At 40.4% G+C, this 17,231-nt stretch carries 14 protein-coding genes; 12 read left to right on the forward strand and 2 right to left on the reverse strand.

Annotated elements, in window-relative coordinates; genetic code table 11:
* The first annotated feature begins 70 nt into the window (after positions 1–70).
* Together NSQ85_RS03320 and nusB are read left to right on the forward strand one after the other, a co-directional pair.
* Positions 71–460: an Asp23/Gls24 family envelope stress response protein gene (locus tag NSQ85_RS03320; RefSeq protein ID WP_002951891.1), complete on the forward strand. Its 390-nt coding sequence runs from the start codon at positions 71–73 to the stop codon at positions 458–460.
* Positions 453–887, forward strand: a complete 435-nt coding sequence (gene nusB / locus NSQ85_RS03325; RefSeq protein WP_179973995.1) for a transcription antitermination factor NusB — start codon at positions 453–455, stop codon at positions 885–887. Before NSQ85_RS03320 ends, nusB begins: the two co-directional genes overlap by 8 nt.
* Before the next feature lie 89 nt (positions 888–976).
* Here the strand turns inward: nusB and NSQ85_RS03330 are convergent, their stop codons facing one another.
* Both NSQ85_RS03330 and NSQ85_RS03335 read right to left on the reverse strand, forming a co-directional pair.
* Complete coding sequence (locus tag NSQ85_RS03330) at positions 977–1,942, reverse strand: LacI family DNA-binding transcriptional regulator (protein WP_179973994.1); 966 nt, start codon at positions 1,940–1,942, stop codon at positions 977–979.
* Positions 1,943–1,950: 8 nt separating this feature from the next.
* Entirely contained in the window at positions 1,951–3,393 is a 1,443-nt protein-coding gene (locus tag NSQ85_RS03335; protein ID WP_179973993.1) for a sucrose-6-phosphate hydrolase, read from the reverse strand.
* Between the two features lie 189 nt (positions 3,394–3,582).
* Here NSQ85_RS03335 and NSQ85_RS03340 point away from each other — a divergent pair, with 189 nt between their 5' ends.
* The 10 genes from NSQ85_RS03340 (at position 3,583) to recG (ending at position 16,469) form a co-directional block, all read left to right on the forward strand.
* Positions 3,583–5,484 (forward strand): sucrose-specific PTS transporter subunit IIBC, encoded by a 1,902-nt coding sequence (locus tag NSQ85_RS03340; protein ID WP_179973992.1) that lies wholly within the window; start codon positions 3,583–3,585, stop codon positions 5,482–5,484.
* A gap of 183 nt (positions 5,485–5,667) precedes the next feature.
* On the forward strand, positions 5,668–6,561 hold the full coding sequence (gene scrK / locus NSQ85_RS03345; protein WP_179973991.1) for a fructokinase ScrK: 894 nt from the start codon (positions 5,668–5,670) through the stop codon (positions 6,559–6,561).
* A 65-nt stretch (positions 6,562–6,626) separates the two neighbouring features.
* Positions 6,627–7,574 (forward strand): mannose-6-phosphate isomerase, class I, encoded by a 948-nt coding sequence (gene manA / locus NSQ85_RS03350; RefSeq protein WP_179973990.1) that lies wholly within the window; start codon positions 6,627–6,629, stop codon positions 7,572–7,574.
* A gap of 137 nt (positions 7,575–7,711) precedes the next feature.
* Positions 7,712–7,921, forward strand: a complete 210-nt coding sequence (locus tag NSQ85_RS03355) for a hypothetical protein (protein WP_179973989.1) — start codon at positions 7,712–7,714, stop codon at positions 7,919–7,921.
* Positions 7,922–8,103: 182 nt separating this feature from the next.
* Positions 8,104–10,653 carry a preprotein translocase subunit SecA gene (gene secA / locus NSQ85_RS03360; RefSeq protein WP_179973988.1) on the forward strand — a complete coding sequence of 850 codons (2,550 nt, stop codon included), beginning with the start codon at positions 8,104–8,106 and terminating at the stop codon, positions 10,651–10,653.
* 21 nt (positions 10,654–10,674) lie between these two features.
* Complete coding sequence (locus NSQ85_RS03365; protein WP_179972268.1) at positions 10,675–11,706, forward strand: 3-deoxy-7-phosphoheptulonate synthase; 1,032 nt, start codon at positions 10,675–10,677, stop codon at positions 11,704–11,706.
* Positions 11,707–11,803: 97 nt separating this feature from the next.
* Positions 11,804–12,835: a 3-deoxy-7-phosphoheptulonate synthase gene (locus NSQ85_RS03370; protein ID WP_179973987.1), complete on the forward strand. Its 1,032-nt coding sequence runs from the start codon at positions 11,804–11,806 to the stop codon at positions 12,833–12,835.
* Between the two features lie 3 nt (positions 12,836–12,838).
* The gene (acpS, locus tag NSQ85_RS03375; RefSeq protein WP_179972266.1) at positions 12,839–13,198 is read left to right on the forward strand and encodes a holo-ACP synthase; all 360 of its coding nucleotides are present in this window, start codon (positions 12,839–12,841) and stop codon (positions 13,196–13,198) included.
* A 20-nt stretch (positions 13,199–13,218) separates the two neighbouring features.
* Positions 13,219–14,322 carry an alanine racemase gene (alr, locus tag NSQ85_RS03380; RefSeq protein WP_141326799.1) on the forward strand — a complete coding sequence of 368 codons (1,104 nt, stop codon included), beginning with the start codon at positions 13,219–13,221 and terminating at the stop codon, positions 14,320–14,322.
* Positions 14,323–14,450: 128 nt separating this feature from the next.
* Positions 14,451–16,469, forward strand: coding sequence for an ATP-dependent DNA helicase RecG (gene recG / locus NSQ85_RS03385; RefSeq protein ID WP_179973986.1), 2,019 nt, complete (start codon positions 14,451–14,453; stop codon positions 16,467–16,469).
* Positions 16,470–17,231: the final 762 nt, after the last annotated feature.

Raw genomic sequence — 17,231 nt, forward strand, 5'->3', positions numbered from 1 at the left:
GCCTAACTAAGTCTTTCAAACCACTGGTTTGAAAGCTTTATTTTCCAAACTAACGGAAAGGAAATATGCGATGACTACAGAAAATATCGGTGAAATCGTAATTGCCCCTCGTGTTCTTGAGGTGATTACTGGTATCGCTGCAACTAAAGTGGACGGTGTTTACGCCCTTCAAAACAAAAACGTTACGGATGGTCTCAGCAAAACAAGCTTGGGACGTGGTGTTTATCTTCAAACTGAGGAAGATGGTACAGTAAACGTTGATATCTACGTTTCCCTTCAGTATGGCGTTAATGTGCCTGCGGTTTCAATTGAAATTCAAAAAGCTATTAAAACAGCTGTCTACGATATGGCCGAAGTGTTAATTTCAGAAGTAAACGTTCACGTTGAATCTATTGTCACTGAAAAGTCACAAAAACCAGACTTGGCTGAATTGTTTAACGAGGATTTTTTGAATGACTGATATCTTTAAAGATTCACGTCGTGACCTTCGTGAGCGTGCTTTTCAAACGCTGTTTGCCCTGGAGTTTGGTGGCGAAGCTTTAGATCAAGCCTATTTTGCTTACACTTACGACAAGCCAATTGATGAAGAAACAGAAGTTGATCTACCATCTTTTTTACTTAGTCTAGTAACAGGTGTTCGTGAAGAGTTGCCTCAACTGGATAGTCAAATTGAAGAAAAATTGAAAGAAGGTTGGAGTCTCTCACGTTTGATTATGACAGACCGTACCCTCCTTCGTTTGGGGCTTTATGAAATCACGTCTTTTGAAGAGACACCAGGACGTGTGGCTATCAATGAAATTATTGAAATTGCTAAAAAATATTCTGATAAAACATCTGCTAAGTTCATTAATGGTGTTCTTAGTCAGTTCGTGACAGACGAAGCATAAGAAAAAGAAGTTGATTGCTGTTTCAACTTCTTTTTTTGATAACTAAGCTCAAGAAAAAGTCGCAAGTACAGATTTCTTGCGACTTTTATTTATATACTGGCACCAGAAATCAAATTTATTGGTAGCACATAATCACGACTGACTATTTCGCCTTTGATTTTCTTCAATAGAATTTCGACACAAAGTTTAGCAATTTCATCCAAAGGCTGTTGGATGGTTGTTAGCTCTGGATAGAAGTGTCGGATAAAGGCAGTACCGTCGTAACCGATGATTTTTAAGTCATTTGGGATGGAAAGTTCTAGTTGTCTAGCTACTTTTATAACTAAGATAGCTGTTAAATCATCTGAGACAAAGATACCATCCGGCTTTTCACGACAAATAATAGATTTGATTTCTAATTCTCGTCGCATGATAGATAAATCGTTTGGGACAGGACAGACAATACCCTGTTTATTCAATTCGTAATTAAATCCAAGTTGACGTAGTCCAGTTGGGGAATCTGAATTATCATTACCTGTAATCATGACAATACGCTGACAACCGGCCTTGGCCAAGGTTTTTGCGGCTAATTTTCCTCCTTCAAAGTTATCAGATGAGATAATAGGAATCTTTGGGGCCAGATTACGGTCGAAGGCAATGATAGGAGCTTCAACCTTTTCATAATCTTCTATACCAAGATTGTGAGAAGACGAGATGATACCATCACATTGGTTGGCGGAAAGCATTTCCAAATAGTCCTTTTCCTTATTGGGATCATGCTCACTGTTACAAATGATGGTTTTATAACCTTGCTTAAAGAGCTCGTCCTCAAGTCGTTCGATAAGCTCAGCGTAAAAAATGTTGGAAATATTTGGAAAAATCAAGCCAACGAGCTTGGCTGATTTTCCTTGGAGACCTCGAGCCAAATTATTAGGCTTGTAATTCAGCTCCTGCATGGCAGCGTGTACTTTGTCAATGGTTTTTTGTGAGAGATAGCCCTTTTTGTTTATGACGCGGGAAACTGTGGTTGGGCTCACACCAGCCAGTTCGGCAACGTCAGTAAGCTTTGCGACCATAAACCACCCTAGTATTCTAAGTCGAAGTAGTGACCAGAAACGTTCCCTGATGCTACTTTGATACCAGTTTGTTCTGCACCTGGAAATACGCGGCTAGTGAAGACTTTCTCACCTTTGTTGAAGAAAATTTCAACAATTGAGTTATCTACAAAGATGTTTGCTGTTGCAGCTTGTCCGGCATCAAGAGTGCATTCACGGCTTGTGCCAAAGTCTGTAGCGTACTGTTCGCCAGCTTTAGAACGGTCAAGGATAACTTTTCCTTTTGCAGTATCAACGGTAAGTGATAAGCCATTTCCTTCTTGGTCTGCGAAGAGGACAAGTTCTGTTTGAGTGTTAGCTTGGAAGTTAAGTTCAAGCTCGTAAGTGTTAGTTGTTGCCGTTTTTTCAGAGAAATCTTCTTGTCTAGTACGTAAGCTTGTAATAGCTTCTACTGGGTATTGGTAGAGTTTTCCATCTTTGATAGATAATTCTTTAACCAAGCTCAAAGCACCTTGGTAGTCGTATTTGTCAGTTGGATAGTCCACGTCTGGGAGACCAATCCAGCTAACAATAAGCGCACGACCATCAGGAGTGTTAAATCCTTGAGTAGCATAAGCTTCGAACCCGTAATCCAAGTTGATGATTGGTGTACCACCAACAAGGGCAGCTTTCTCAGGGTCGAAATCTTGGAAAATCTTATAAGTATTAGGATAAATATTGTTATAGTCGAGTTCAGCTTTATCAAGACCTTGTGGGCAATAGAGAAGAACAGGTTTGCCATCTACAAAGACAAGATTTGGACACTCAATCATGTATTCTGAGCCAGTGCCACCGAAGTCGAGGTCTCCAACCTCAACCCAGTTTTCGACATCATTATCAACTGCTTTGTAAAATTTGATGAAACCTTGTTTATTATGGTTTTGAGCACCTATGATAGCATAAAATTGTCCCTTGTAATCGAAGATTTGAGGGTCACGGAAGTGCTCAGTAACGTCAGTAGGTTTTTTGATAAGAACCTTGTCGATTTTTTTGATTTTGTAGTTTTTATCCATCCAGGCACCGATTTGACGTGGATCGCGAATCCAGTTTTCATCACGGACATTACCTGTATAGAAGATAAAAAGTTTATCACCGATTTGATAAGCAGAACCTGAGTAGACACCGTGGCTGTCATTTTCATGATCTGGCAAGAGTTTGACACCAGTTTCTGTAAAGTGAACCAAATCTTCAGATTCAGTATGAACCCATTGTTTCAAACCATGAGCGGCTCCAAATGGCCAACTTTGATAGAAAAGTTGGAACTTACCATTAAAGTAAGAAAAACCGTTTGGGTCATTTAGAAGTCCTGTTTCTGGTTCAATATGGTAGCTTGCACGCCAAGGGGATTTGCCAACATTCTCTTTAATCTTTGTTTTTTCTCCGTCTGTCCAATCTGTGTATGGACGGTAACGAACTTCTGTTGGTAGATTCATATTTAGTAATCTCCTAATTTATTTGTTAGTAATATAGTAAACGTTTTACCTAGAAAAATCAACGATTTATAATAAGAAAATAAAAAAATATGCTAAACGGTTGACATATGACAGAAAGATGTTAAAATTAATATCGTAAAAAAAGCGAAACGTTTTCAAAAACAAATTTTATTAAGGAGAATTTTGCAAATGGATTACAAACAAATTGCAAAAGAAGTCATCGAAGCCCTCGGTGGACGTGAAAATGTTATAAGTGTTGCTCACTGTGCGACACGTCTACGTGTTATGGTTAAAGATGAAAACAAAATCAATAAAGAAAAAGTTGAAAATATTGAAAAAGTTCAAGGTGCTTTCTTTAACTCAGGTCAATACCAAATAATCTTTGGTACAGGTACTGTTAACAAGATTTACGACGAAGTCGTTGCTCAAGGTCTTCCAACAGCATCTAAAGACGAACAAAAAGCAGAAGCTGCTAAACAAGGACACTGGTTCCAACGTGCCATCCGTTCATTCGGTGACGTTTTCGTTCCATTGCTTCCAGCTATCGTAGCGACTGGTCTTTTCATGGGTATCCGTGGAGCCATCAATAACGATACAGTTCTTGCTCTTTTTGGTACAACATCTAAAGCCTTCGCTGCTACTGATTTCTATACTTATACAGTTGTATTGACAGATACAGCCTTTGCCTTCTTCCCAGCCTTGATCTGTTGGTCAGCCTTTAACGTTTTCGGTGGTTCACCACTTCTTGGTTTGGTTCTTGGTTTGATGATGGTTAACAATGCTCTTCCAAATGCTTGGGATGTTGCATCAGGTGCTGCAAAACCAATTTACTTCTTTGACTTTATTCCAGTAGTTGGTTACCAAAACTCAGTCCTTCCAGCCTTCTTCGTAGGTTTGGTTGGTGCTAAGTTTGAACAATGGGTTCGTAAATGGGTTCCAGATGTTCTTGACCTTCTCTTGCGTCCACTTGTTGTCTTTGCTGTGATGTCAGCTTTGGCCCTCTTTATCATTGGTCCTGCCTTCCACACCGTTGAGAGCTACGTACTTGCTGGTACAGAGTGGATTCTTGCCTTGCCATTTGGTCTTGCAGGTCTTGTTCTAGGTGGTATTCACCAAATTATCGTCGTTACAGGGGTTCACCACGTTTTTAACTTGCTTGAAGCTAACCTTATTTCTAATACAGGTAAAGACCCACTTAACGCTATCATCACAGCTGCGATGACTGCTCAAGCTGGTGCAACACTCGCTGTTGGTGTTAAAACTAAAAACTCTAAGTTGAAAGCTCTCGCTTTCCCTGCAAGTCTTTCAGCAGTACTTGGTATCACTGAACCAGCTATCTTCGGGGTTAACCTTCGTTTCGGTAAACCATTTATCATGGGTCTTATCGCTGGTGCTGCTGGTGGTTGGTTGGCATCAATCCTTAACCTTGCTGGTACAGGATTTGGTGTAACAATCATTCCTGGTACTCTTCTTTACCTAAATGGTCAAGTACTTAAGTATGTAATCATGGTACTTGTAACACTTGCTCTTGGTTTCGCTCTTACTTGGATCTTTGGATATAAAGAGGAAGAGGTTGAAGCTCAAACAGAAGTTGTTGCTGAAGATATCGCCTCAGCAGGTTCTGCTCCAGTTGCATTGCAAGCTGAAACAATTGCTGCACCACTTAAAGGTGAAGTTGTAGCTTTGGAAAATGTAAATGACCCAGTCTTCTCTTCAGGAGCTATGGGTAAAGGTGCCGCTATCAAACCTTCAGGTAACCGAGTTGTTGCACCATTTGATGGTGAAGTGCAAATTACCTTCCCAACAGGTCACGCTTACGGTCTTAAATCTGATAAAGGTGCTGAAGTGCTTATCCACATCGGTATCGATACTGTCTCACTTGACGGTAAAGGATTTGATGCTAAGGTTCAAGCAAATCAACGTGTTAAAAAAGGTGATGTCTTGGCTACCTTCGATAGCTCAGTTATCACTGAAGCAGGTCTTGACGATACAACTATGGTTATCGTTACAAACACTGCAGACTACGAAGATGTTTCATCAGTAGCAACTGGTTCAGTTGCTGAGGGTGATGACTTCATCGCAGTTAAATAATAAGCTAGAAAAGTCGAAGCTGTTTCGGCTTTTTTAGTTGAATGTTTTATAAAGAAGAGTGATATGAATCCAAGTTGGTAGCAGCTTAAATATGCTTTTATTTAGATTGTCTTTTATCTTGATTTTCTTTATAATAGTGACAAGATAGTTATTTATTAATCATAAAAGGAGATAGCTTTACATATGGCTAAACTATACGGAAGCTTGGAAGCTGGTGGTACAAAGTTTGTTTGTGCTGTTGGTGATGAGAAATTCCAAGTCATTGAAAAAACTCAATTCCCAACAACTACACCTTACGAAACAATTGATCATACGGTTGAATTTTTCAAACGTTATGAAGATCAGTTGGCAGGAATCGCTATTGGTTCATTTGGTCCGATAGATGTTGATCCAAATTCAGAAACATATGGTTTTGTAACTTCAACGCCAAAACCACACTGGTCAAACATAGACCTTCTTGGTTTAATCGCTAAGGAATTTAATATTCCGTTTTACTTTACGACTGATGTGAATTCATCTGCTTATGGTGAAACACTTGTTCGTAAAGGTGTTAAGAGTCTTGTTTATTACACTATCGGAACTGGTATTGGTGCTGGTGCTATTCAAAATGGAGAATTCATTGGTGGCTTAGGTCATACTGAGGCGGGTCACGTCTATGTACCACTTCACCCAAAAGATATTGCCAATGAATTTAACGGAACATGTCCATTCCACCGCGGATGTTTGGAAGGTTTGGCTGCTGGTCCATCGCTTGAAGCCCGTACAGGTATTCGTGGTGAATTGATTGAGCAAAACTCTGAGGTTTGGGATGTTCAATCTTACTACATTGCTCAAGCTGCTGTCCAAGCAACTGTGCTCTACCGCCCAGAGATTATTGTCTTTGGGGGTGGTGTTATGGGACAAGAACACATGCTTCGCCGTGTCCGTGAAAAATTCACAGCTCTGTTGAATGGTTACCTTCCAGTGCCAGACGTGACTGAGTATATTGTGACACCGGCTGTTTCAGATAATGGATCTGCGACACTTGGTAACTTTGCACTTGCTAAAGATGTAGCTGACAAATACTCACGCAAATAACCCAAATATGTAAAATCGCTTTAAGACATGATCTTAAGGCGTTTTGCTCTATACAGGAGGATGTAATGGAACCTTTATTTTTAGATTCGCCAATGCATGAAAAAATATGGGGAGGTAATCGACTTAAGACAGAGTTTGGTTATGATATTCCTAGTGAAAGCACTGGGGAATACTGGGCAATCTCTGCTCATCCTAATGGTGTATCTTACGTCAAGAACGGGAAGTATTCTGGTTTTCATCTAGCAGAACTTTACAAAGACAAACCAGAACTTTTTGGACATCCAAAGGCGAGTGTATTTCCTTTGTTGACAAAGATTTTGGATACTAATGATTGGCTGTCAGTGCAGGTACACCCAGACGATGCCTATGGTATGGAGCATGAAGGTGAACTAGGAAAGACGGAGTGTTGGTATATTATTGACGCCGAAGAGGGCGCTGAAATTATCTATGGGCACAAGGCTCAAACCAAGGAAGAGCTGGCAACTTTGATTGAGGCGGGTGATTGGGATGGGCTTTTGTCGAAAACGCCTGTAAAAAAAGGTGACTTTTTCTTTGTACCTAGCGGCACCATGCATGCTATTGGTCCAGGTATACTTATCCTAGAAACACAACAATCTAGCGATACCACTTATCGTGTATATGATTTTGATCGTAGAGATGATCAAGGCAAACAACGTGAGCTTCACATCCAACAGTCTCTTGATGTTCTGAATCTTGGGGAGCCCCAAAATAGTGTCCCATCAACTGTTAAGACCATGCAGTTAGAGATGACTTGTTTGACATCAAACGCCTTTTTCACAGTATACAAATGGAAATTCAGTGGATTAGTTGATTTCAAGCGATCAGCCCCTTATTTGCTCTGTTCAGTGCTTTCTGGTAATGGGACTTTGACTGTCGATTCACGCATTTATTGTCTAAAAAAAGGTGATCACTTCCTTCTTCCAAATAATGTTACAAATTGGGAAATTGATGGACAATTAGAGATGATTGTCAGTCACCCTAACGAGGCTTGAGTATGAGTAATGAACAAGTATTATCAGCTCTTTTTGGGTGTGTTGAAATTGGGCGATCCTGTTATTTTGAAGGATCTTATTAACGTTTAAAAGACTATAGAGACCACATTTATGGTTTTCAACGGGCGATTTCTGGTATGTGTGGTGAAAAGACAGCCTCTTCTAGTATCAAATTTTACTGGGAAAACGGTGTCCTGGAATACGAATTTTACGTGCATTTTGAGGCCGGCCCTATGATTATGAAGGCTTATTGTAGTAGTGATAGAGCTTTCTTTGAACAGGCCTTTGAAAATCTCTTACATGGCTTTGAGGATTTCTTAGAGAATCAAGAAATCATTGAGGGATAGCCTTGAAATGTTATTGTCGATATTTTCAGTGAATCTAATAAAGAAGTTTTAGTTTATTTGCTAATCTATTGTGAAAGCCTTTAAACTGGGGCTTTTTCCTTTGTCAATACTTGAGTGATTTCTTGTTTAAAAGGGGCATTTATGATAAAATACGGAGATAAGGACTGTCGAAAGGAAAAAAGATGGCAAATATATTACGCAAAATCATTGAAAATGATAAAGGCGAAATTAAAAAACTAGAAAAAACTGCCAAGAAAGTTGAGAGCTATGCTGATGCAATGGCGGCTCTTTCAGATGAAGAACTTCAGGCAAAAACAGAAGAATTTAAACAACGATATCAAAACGGAGAAAGTCTAGATCAGCTCTTGCCGGAGGCATTTGCGGTTGTTCGTGAGGGAGCGAAACGTGTCCTTGGACTTTTCCCATATCGTGTGCAAATTATGGGTGGTATTGTGCTTCACCATGGTGACGTAGCGGAGATGCGTACAGGGGAAGGGAAAACCCTTACTGCGACAATGCCTGTTTACTTGAATGCTATTTCAGGTGAAGGTGTACACGTTATTACCGTTAACGAATACCTTTCAGAGCGTGATGCGACTGAAATGGGTGAGCTTTATAGTTGGCTCGGTTTGTCAGTAGGGATCAACCTTTCATCTAAATCACCAGCTGAAAAACGTGAAGCTTATAATTGTGACATCACTTACTCAACCAGCTCAGAGGTAGGTTTCGACTATCTTCGTGATAACATGGTTGTTCGTAAGGAAAACATGGTACAACGCCCATTGAACTTTGCCTTGGTCGATGAGGTTGACTCGGTTCTTATTGATGAAGCTCGTACACCATTGATCGTATCAGGGCCTGTAAGTTCAGAAACTAATCAGTTGTATCACCGTGCGGATGCTTTTGTTAAGACATTGACTGAAGATGATTATGCGATTGATATTCCAACAAAAACAATTGGTTTGAATGACTCAGGTATTGACAAGGCTGAAGAGTTCTTCAACTTGGAAAATTTGTACGATATTGACAATGTTGCTTTGACTCACTATATTGACAATGCCCTTCGTGCCAACTACATTATGTTGCGTGATATTGACTATGTTGTAAGTTCTGAGCAAGAAATCCTTATCATTGACCAATTTACTGGTCGTACCATGGAAGGTCGTCGTTTTTCAGATGGGCTTCACCAAGCCATCGAGGCTAAAGAAGGTGTACCAGTCCAAGAGGAAACCAAGACTTCTGCCTCAATCACTTACCAAAATATGTTCCGTATGTACAAGAAATTGTCAGGTATGACTGGTACTGGTAAGACTGAAGAAGATGAATTCCGTGAAATCTATAACATGCGAATCATCCCAATTCCAACAAACCGTCCAATTCAACGTATTGACCATGATGACCTTCTGTACTCAACTTTGGATGCTAAATTCCGTGCTGTGGTACAAGATGTTAAGCGTCGTTATGAGAAGGGGCAACCAGTTCTTGTTGGTACGGTTTCCGTTGAAACATCTGACTTGATTTCTAAGATGTTGGTTGACGCAGGTATTCCTCACGAAGTGCTTAATGCCAAGAACCACGAAAAAGAAGCGCATATTATCATGAATGCAGGTCAACGTGGTGCTGTTACGATTGCGACCAATATGGCCGGTCGTGGTACTGACATCAAACTTGGTGAAGGTGTTCTGGAGCTTGGTGGACTTTGTGTCATTGGTACAGAGCGTCATGAAAGTCGTCGTATCGACAACCAGTTGCGTGGTCGTGCGGGACGTCAAGGGGATCCAGGGGAGTCTCAATTCTACCTATCTCTTGAAGACGAATTGATGCGTCGTTTCGGTTCTGACCGTATCAAGCATCTCTTGGAACGTTTGAACGCTGATGACGAAGATATTGTTATTAAATCACGTATGTTGACCCGTCAAGTGGAATCAGCTCAAAAACGTGTCGAAGGGAATAACTATGATACTCGTAAACAAGTCCTTCAGTACGATGACATTATGCGTGAACAGCGTGAAATCATCTACGCTGAGCGTTATGATGTTATTACAGCAGAACGTGACCTTGAACCTGAAATCAAGGCTATGATCAAGCGTACTATTAACCGTACGGTTGATGGACACAGTCGTAACGATCAAGAAGAAGCTCTTAAAGGTATCTTGAACTTTGCACGTCAGGCCTTGGTTCCTGAGAATGCCATCTCGCTTGAAGATTTAAAAGAAGTGGGAGAGGTAACTAAACGTAGTGTTAATTATGATGCTATCAAGGTTTATCTGACTGAGTTAGCAGATGACGTTTATGATCGTCAAATTAAGAAATTGCGTTCAGAGGAGGCTATTCGCGAATTCCAAAAAGTCTTGATTTTGATGGTTGTTGATAATAAGTGGACAGACCACATTGATGCCCTTGATCAATTACGTAACGCCGTTGGTATGCGTGGTTATGCGCAAAACAACCCAATCGTTGAGTATCAATCTGAAAGTTTCAAGATGTTCCAAGATATGATTGGTGCTATTGAGTATGATGTAACTCGTACGATGATGAAAGCACAAATCCACGAACAATCTCGTGAACATGTTAATGAACGCGTTTCAACAACAGCAACAGGCAATATTCAAGCACATCAAGCAGATGCTAACGGTCAAGAGATTGACTTTAGCAAGGTTGGTCGTAATGACTTCTGTCCATGTGGCTCTGGTAAGAAATTCAAAAATTGTCACGGTCGTAAACAGTTTTAGATAAAAAAATAGGTAATTATAATGGTTTTTAAAGCAGTAAGTGAAAAAATTGATTTTGATGCAGTTAAAGAATCAACTACATTGACAGGAGAAGCCCTTGCCAAGAAGCAAGCTCGTGATAAAGAGCTTGAGGCAATCATTAAGGGTGAGGACAACCGTACACTTTTGGTGATTGGTCCATGTTCATCTGATAATGAGGATGCAGTTCTTGATTATGCACACCGTTTGGCTAAACTTCAAGAAGAAGTGAAAGATAAAGTATTTATGGTTATGCGTGTTTATACTGCTAAACCTCGTACAAACGGTGATGGGTATAAAGGGCTTGTGCACCAACCTGATGCTGAAGGAAAACCAAATCTCATTAATGGTATCAAAGCTGTACGTAATCTTCACTACCGTGTTATCACAGAAACTGGTATCACAACTGCTGATGAAATGCTTTACCCGGAAAACCTTCCTTTGGTAGATGACCTTGTGTCCTACATTGCCATCGGTGCTCGTTCTGTAGAAGATCAACAACACCGTTTCGTTGCGTCGGGTATTGACGTACCAACTGGAATGAAAAATCCAACATCAGGTAACCTTAACATTATGTTTAATGGTATCTATGCTGCACAAAACAAACAAGACTTCCTCTTTAACGGTGAAGAAGTTAAGACATCTGGAAATCCATTAGCACACGCTATCCTTCGTGGATCAACAAATGAATACGGGAAGAATATTCCTAATTTCTACTATGATGATATCCTTGATACTATTAACACCTATGAAAAGATGGGACTTCAAAATCCATTTATCGTGATTGATACGAACCACGATAATTCTGGTAAACGTTACTTAGAGCAAGTACGTATTGTACGTCAGACCTTGATTAACCGTGATTGGAATGAAAAAATCAATAAGCTTGCTCGTGGATTTATGATCGAGTCTTATCTTGAAGATGGCCGTCAGGACACACCAGAAGTTTATGGAAAATCAATTACTGACCCATGTCTTGGTTGGGAAAATACTGAGCAATTGATTCGTGAAATTCACGCAACACTTTCAAAATAATAATTTGAAAACAGTCTGAATGTAAAGAATTGAGCCGTTTTGGGATCTTCCAAACGGCTCGACTCTTTATCCAAAATAGGAAGTAGAGAATAGGGAAATGGGAATTCATAAAATTAGTTCATTAATTGATACAGCAGAAGTAAGAAAAGCACACGCTCTTACAGGAGATGACTTGGCGAAAAAACAGGCTAATGATAGTGCCTTAGCTAAGATAATTAAAGGTGAGGATGATCGTCTTCTCTTAGTTATTGGACCATGTTCGTCAGATAATGAAAAAGCTGTACTTGACTATGCTCATCGCCTATCTAAGTTGCAAGAGGAAGTCAAGGATAAGATTTTCATTGTTATGCGTGTTTATACGGCTAAACCACGCACAAATGGTGATGGTTATAAAGGACTTGTTCACCAACCTGATGCAGAAGGAGCTACTGATCTTATAACAGGTATTAAGGCAGTGCGTCGTCTACAATCTCGCATTATTAGGGAAACCGGACTTCCGCTTGCTGATGAGATGCTATATCCGACAAATCTGATCTATTTTGAAGATTTGTTAAGTTACCATGCTATTGGTGCTCGATCAGTTGAAGATCAAGAACATCGTTTTGTGGCTTCGGGGCTTGATGTCCCAACGGGGTTGAAAAATCCAACTTCTGGCAATCTTAATGTTATGTTCAATGCTATCTATGCTGCTCACAATGAGCAAGAGTTTATCTACAATGGCCATGAAGTGAAAACAGACGGTAATCCATTAGCACATGCTATTTTACGTGGTTCTAGTAACGAATATGGTCAAAACGAGGTTAACTACCACTACGAGGACTTAGTTAAGGCTTTGGATAAATATAGTGAATTTGGTTTAGAAAATCCATTTATTCTTGTTGATACAAATCATGATAACTCTGGTAAAAACTTCATGGAGCAAATCCGTATTGTGCGTGAAGTTCTTCTTAACCGTGAGTGGGATAAGCGTATTGCAGATACTGTGCGTGGCTTTATGATTGAATCTTATCTTGAAGATGGTCGTCAAGATACACCTGAAGTTTATGGAAAATCAATCACAGATCCATGCCTCGGTTGGGAAAAAACGGTTAACCTTATTCGTGAAATCCATACTACCCTTTCAAAATAGTTTATGATTTTTGGACATGGTATAGACTTGCAGGAAATTTCAGCAGTTAAAAAGGCCTATGACCGAAACCCACGTTTTGCAAAGAAAGTACTGACACCAAAAGAATGGGAGCGTTTCGAGTCCCTTTCTGGAGAGCGTCAGATGTCGTTTCTGGCAGGCCGTTGGGCGGGGAAGGAAGCTTTTTCAAAGGCCTGGGGTACTGGAATCGGAGCAGTCAGTTTTAAGGATATTGAAATTCTAAATAATGATAAGGGAGCTCCCGTGGTTACTCAGTCGCCTTTTGAAGGAGATGTCTTTATCTCCATTTCTCATAGTGGTGATTTTGTTCAGGCAAGTGTCATTTTAGAAAAAAACAAGAGATAGGTGTTGGAAGAGGATAGCTTATGATTGCGAGTTTACATCGACCAACCTTGGCAAAGGTTGATCTGTCAGCAATTTCAGAAAATATTGAACAAGTGGTTAGTCATATTCCTAAACAGGTGCAGACTTTTGCAGTTGTAAAGGCTAATGCTTATGGTCATGGCGCTGTTGAAGTGGCTAAACATGTGTCTAAGCAGGTGGATGGTTTTTGTGTTTCTAACCTAGATGAGGCGCTTGAACTTCGTCAAGCTGGCATAGAGCAACCTATACTTATTTTGGGAGTAGTCTTGCCAGATGGTGTTCCCTTGGCTATTCAAGAAAACATTAGTCTGACGGTGGCCTCACTTGAGTGGTTGGCACTGGCTCAGAAACAAGGGCTTGATTTGACAGGTTTGACCTGTCATATTAAGGTTGATTCAGGTATGGGTCGTATTGGGGTACGTAACCTAAAGGACGCAGATAACTTGATTGCTGGTCTGAAGGCTCTTGGTGCTGATGTCGAAGGTATTTTTACTCATTTTGCAACAGCTGATGAAGCAGATGATAGTAAATTTAAGCGTCAATTATCTTTCTTCACCGATTTGGTGGATAACTTGACTGATAGACCTCGCTTGGTGCACGCTAGCAACTCAGCGACAAGTATTTGGCATGCAGCAACCGTCTTTAATACGGTACGTCTGGGTGTTGTCATCTATGGCCTCAATCCTAGTGGCAGTGTCTTGGAACTTCCTTATAATATTCAACCTGCCCTAAGTTTAGAGACAGCTCTTATTCATGTTAAGACCCTTCCAGCCGGTCAAGACGTGGGTTACGGTGCAACCTATACAACTACGGATGAAGAAGTTATTGGAACGCTTCCAATTGGCTATGCGGATGGTTGGACTAGAGATTTACAAGGTTTCCATGTTATTGTGGATGGACAACTTTGTCCTATTGTTGGGCGTGTGTCTATGGACCAGATCACTGTTCGCCTTCCTAAGGTTTATCCACTAGGAACTCCAGTTACGCTTATGGGTGAAAATGGAGGAGCGAGCATTACTGCGACAGAGGTGGCTGAAAAGCGTGGCACAATCAACTACGAAGTCCTTTGTTTACTTAGTGATCGTGTACCTCGTAGCTATGACTAATATAAAAAAGGAAATCCAGTTTGATACTGGATTTTTTGATTCTAGGGAAGATCATTTCCATGTGTTATAATAGCTGATAAGGCTTCCTCTTTTACAAGGAACAGAACTCGATAGAAATGATATAGAATATGATTCAACTAGATTCACCAATTGCAGATTTGAAGGGCTTTGGTCCTAAGTCCGCTGAAAAATTTACCAAATTAGATTTACACACAGTTGGGGACCTCTTGCTTTATTTTCCTTTTCGATATGAAGATTTTAAGAGTAAGTCCATCTTTGAACTGATGGATGGAGAAAAGGCCGTCATTACAGGAACAGTGGTAACACCGGCCAATGTGCAGTATTATGGCTTTAAACGTAATCGTCTTAGCTTTAAAATAAAGCAGGGTGAGGCTGTGATTGCCATTAATTTCTTTAATCAGCCCTATCTTGTGGACAAGTTTGAGGTGGGGGCAGAAGTGGCTATCTTTGGCAAGTGGGATCATAAGAAGTCTGCAGTGACTGGTATGAAAGTCTTGGCTCATGTTGAGGACGATATGCAGCCAGTCTACCATGTGGCTCAGGGTGTTAGTCAGGCCCAGCTGATAAAGGCTATAAAGGTAGCTTTTGACAGTGGCGCCCTTAATTTGTTGGAGGAAAGTCTCCCCCAAGTGCTGATGGACAAGTATCGTCTCATGGGACGTCAAGAGGCTGTGCGTGTCATGCATTTTCCTAAAGATTTGGCTGAATATAAGCAGGCCCTACGTAGGATTAAGTTTGAGGAGCTCTTTTATTTCCAGATGAATTTGCAGGTGCTAAAGGCTGAGAATAAATCAGAGACCAATGGACTAGCGATTTCTTACGATGAGGTAAAAATAAAAGCCAAGATTGCTACCCTTCCTTTCCCTCTGACCAAAGCCCAGGAGCGCAGTTTATCAGAAATCCTAGCTGATATGAAATCTGGGGCTCACATGAACCGTCTCTTGCAGGGAGACGTGGGCTCGGGAAAGACAGTTATTGCTAGTCTTGCCATGTATGGGGCTTATACGGCAGGGTTGCAGTCTGCCCTTATGGTGCCGACAGAAATCTTAGCAGAGCAGCATTATCAGAGTTTGAAGGGACTTTTTCCTGAGCTAAAGGTAATCCTCTTAACTTCTGGGATGAAGGTGGCAGATAAGAAAGTAGCTCTTTCTAAAATTGAATCTGGGGAGGCTCAAATGATTGTGGGGACTCACTCACTAATTCAGGATGCGGTGATTTATCATAAACTTGGGTTGGTGATTACTGATGAACAGCACCGTTTTGGAGTTAATCAACGTCGTATTTTCCGAGAGAAGGGAGACAATCCTGATGTCCTCATGATGACAGCAACACCCATTCCTAGGACCTTGGCAATCACTGCCTTTGGGGAGATGGATGTGTCAATCATTGATCAGATGCCGGCTGGACGTAAGGCTATTATTACCCGTTGGGTTAAACATGAGCAACTAGACACCGTATTGGCTTGGATTAAGAGTGAGTTGGAAAAAGATGCTCAGGTCTATTTTATTTCTCCTTTGATTGAGGAGTCTGAGGCTCTTGATTTGAAAAATGCTGTTGCCCTTCATCAGGAACTCACAGAGTTTTTTGGAGATTCAGCTATGGTGGCTCTGATGCATGGTCGGATGAAAAATGATGAAAAAGACCAAATTATACAGGATTTTAAGGACAAAAAATCTCAGATTTTAGTATCAACCACAGTTATTGAAGTTGGAGTTAACGTACCTAATGCTACGGTTATGGTCATTATGGATGCGGATCGTTTTGGACTTAGCCAGCTTCACCAGCTTCGAGGCCGTGTAGGGCGTGGAGACAAACAGTCTTACTGTGTCTTGGTGGCTAATCCTAAAAATGATACCGGTAAAAAACGCATGAAGGCCATGTGTGAGACTACGGATGGTTTTGTTTTAGCAGAAGAGGATCTTAAAATGCGTGGCTCAGGAGAGATTTTCGGGACGCGGCAGTCAGGCATTCCTGAATTTCAGGTGGCTGATATTGTGGAAGACTATAATATCCTAGAAGAAGCAAGGCGCGTGGCCAGTCAAATTGTTTCGGACCCTAACTGGCGTGAGAATCCTGATTGGCAGGTGCTAGAAGCTCATTTGAGAAACCAAGCTGAGTTTGACTGAGTAGGAAACCAATGAAAAAGAAGCGGTTAAAACTCGATTTTTTGCTATCTGCCATGCCTTCTTTCTTACGATGATAGGTCTTATATTTTATTTTGCAGGCTTTACCTTATTTTATCCATGATAACAAAAACTCTCAGTGAACTTACTGAGAGTTTTTGTTTCCTTCAAGTTTATTACAAGCTTTCTTTAAGTTAGAGACCCTATAATAAAACCATCAAAACGAGATAGGTTTTGATAATAAAACGTTTTGGCTGGGTCACATCATTCCTAAAAAGGAGGAAAAACAATGACAGTAAATATTAAAGTAATTTATAACCCCAATTTTCAAAAGCATCCTCAAGACTTTAAGGTTTATCAAAACTAATAGTGATGCCCAGGAAGAGGCTAAATTACCCATATTCTACAACTTTCATCTCTTGATTTCCAAAAATCCTTTTTTCTTTTTTCATAACGTAGAATCCCTCTTCTTAAAATCATAACAAGTCTAGACGGAAGAATGACCAGTATAGGCGATTAACATAAGTAAGGTAACCGGTTGAGATTTTCTTAACTGGTTTTTCTGTTTTACGAATCATTGAATAAATCTTATTTGTAAAGTAGTAAAACATTATCTATAAACTAGTATTTTTTCTTCAGCCATGCAATCCGGGATAGACTGGCTAGCACAGTACCACAGACCATGGTGATATGTGTCTGTAAGACGATTAGTTCCTAGTGGAAATCTTTGTTTTCCAATTTATCGGTTGCTTCAATGCTAAGTTT

Origin of the sequence: Streptococcus sp. FSL L8-0526 (genome assembly GCF_038007145.1) — a bacterium.
Lineage (GTDB): Bacteria > Bacillota > Bacilli > Lactobacillales > Streptococcaceae > Streptococcus > Streptococcus thermophilus.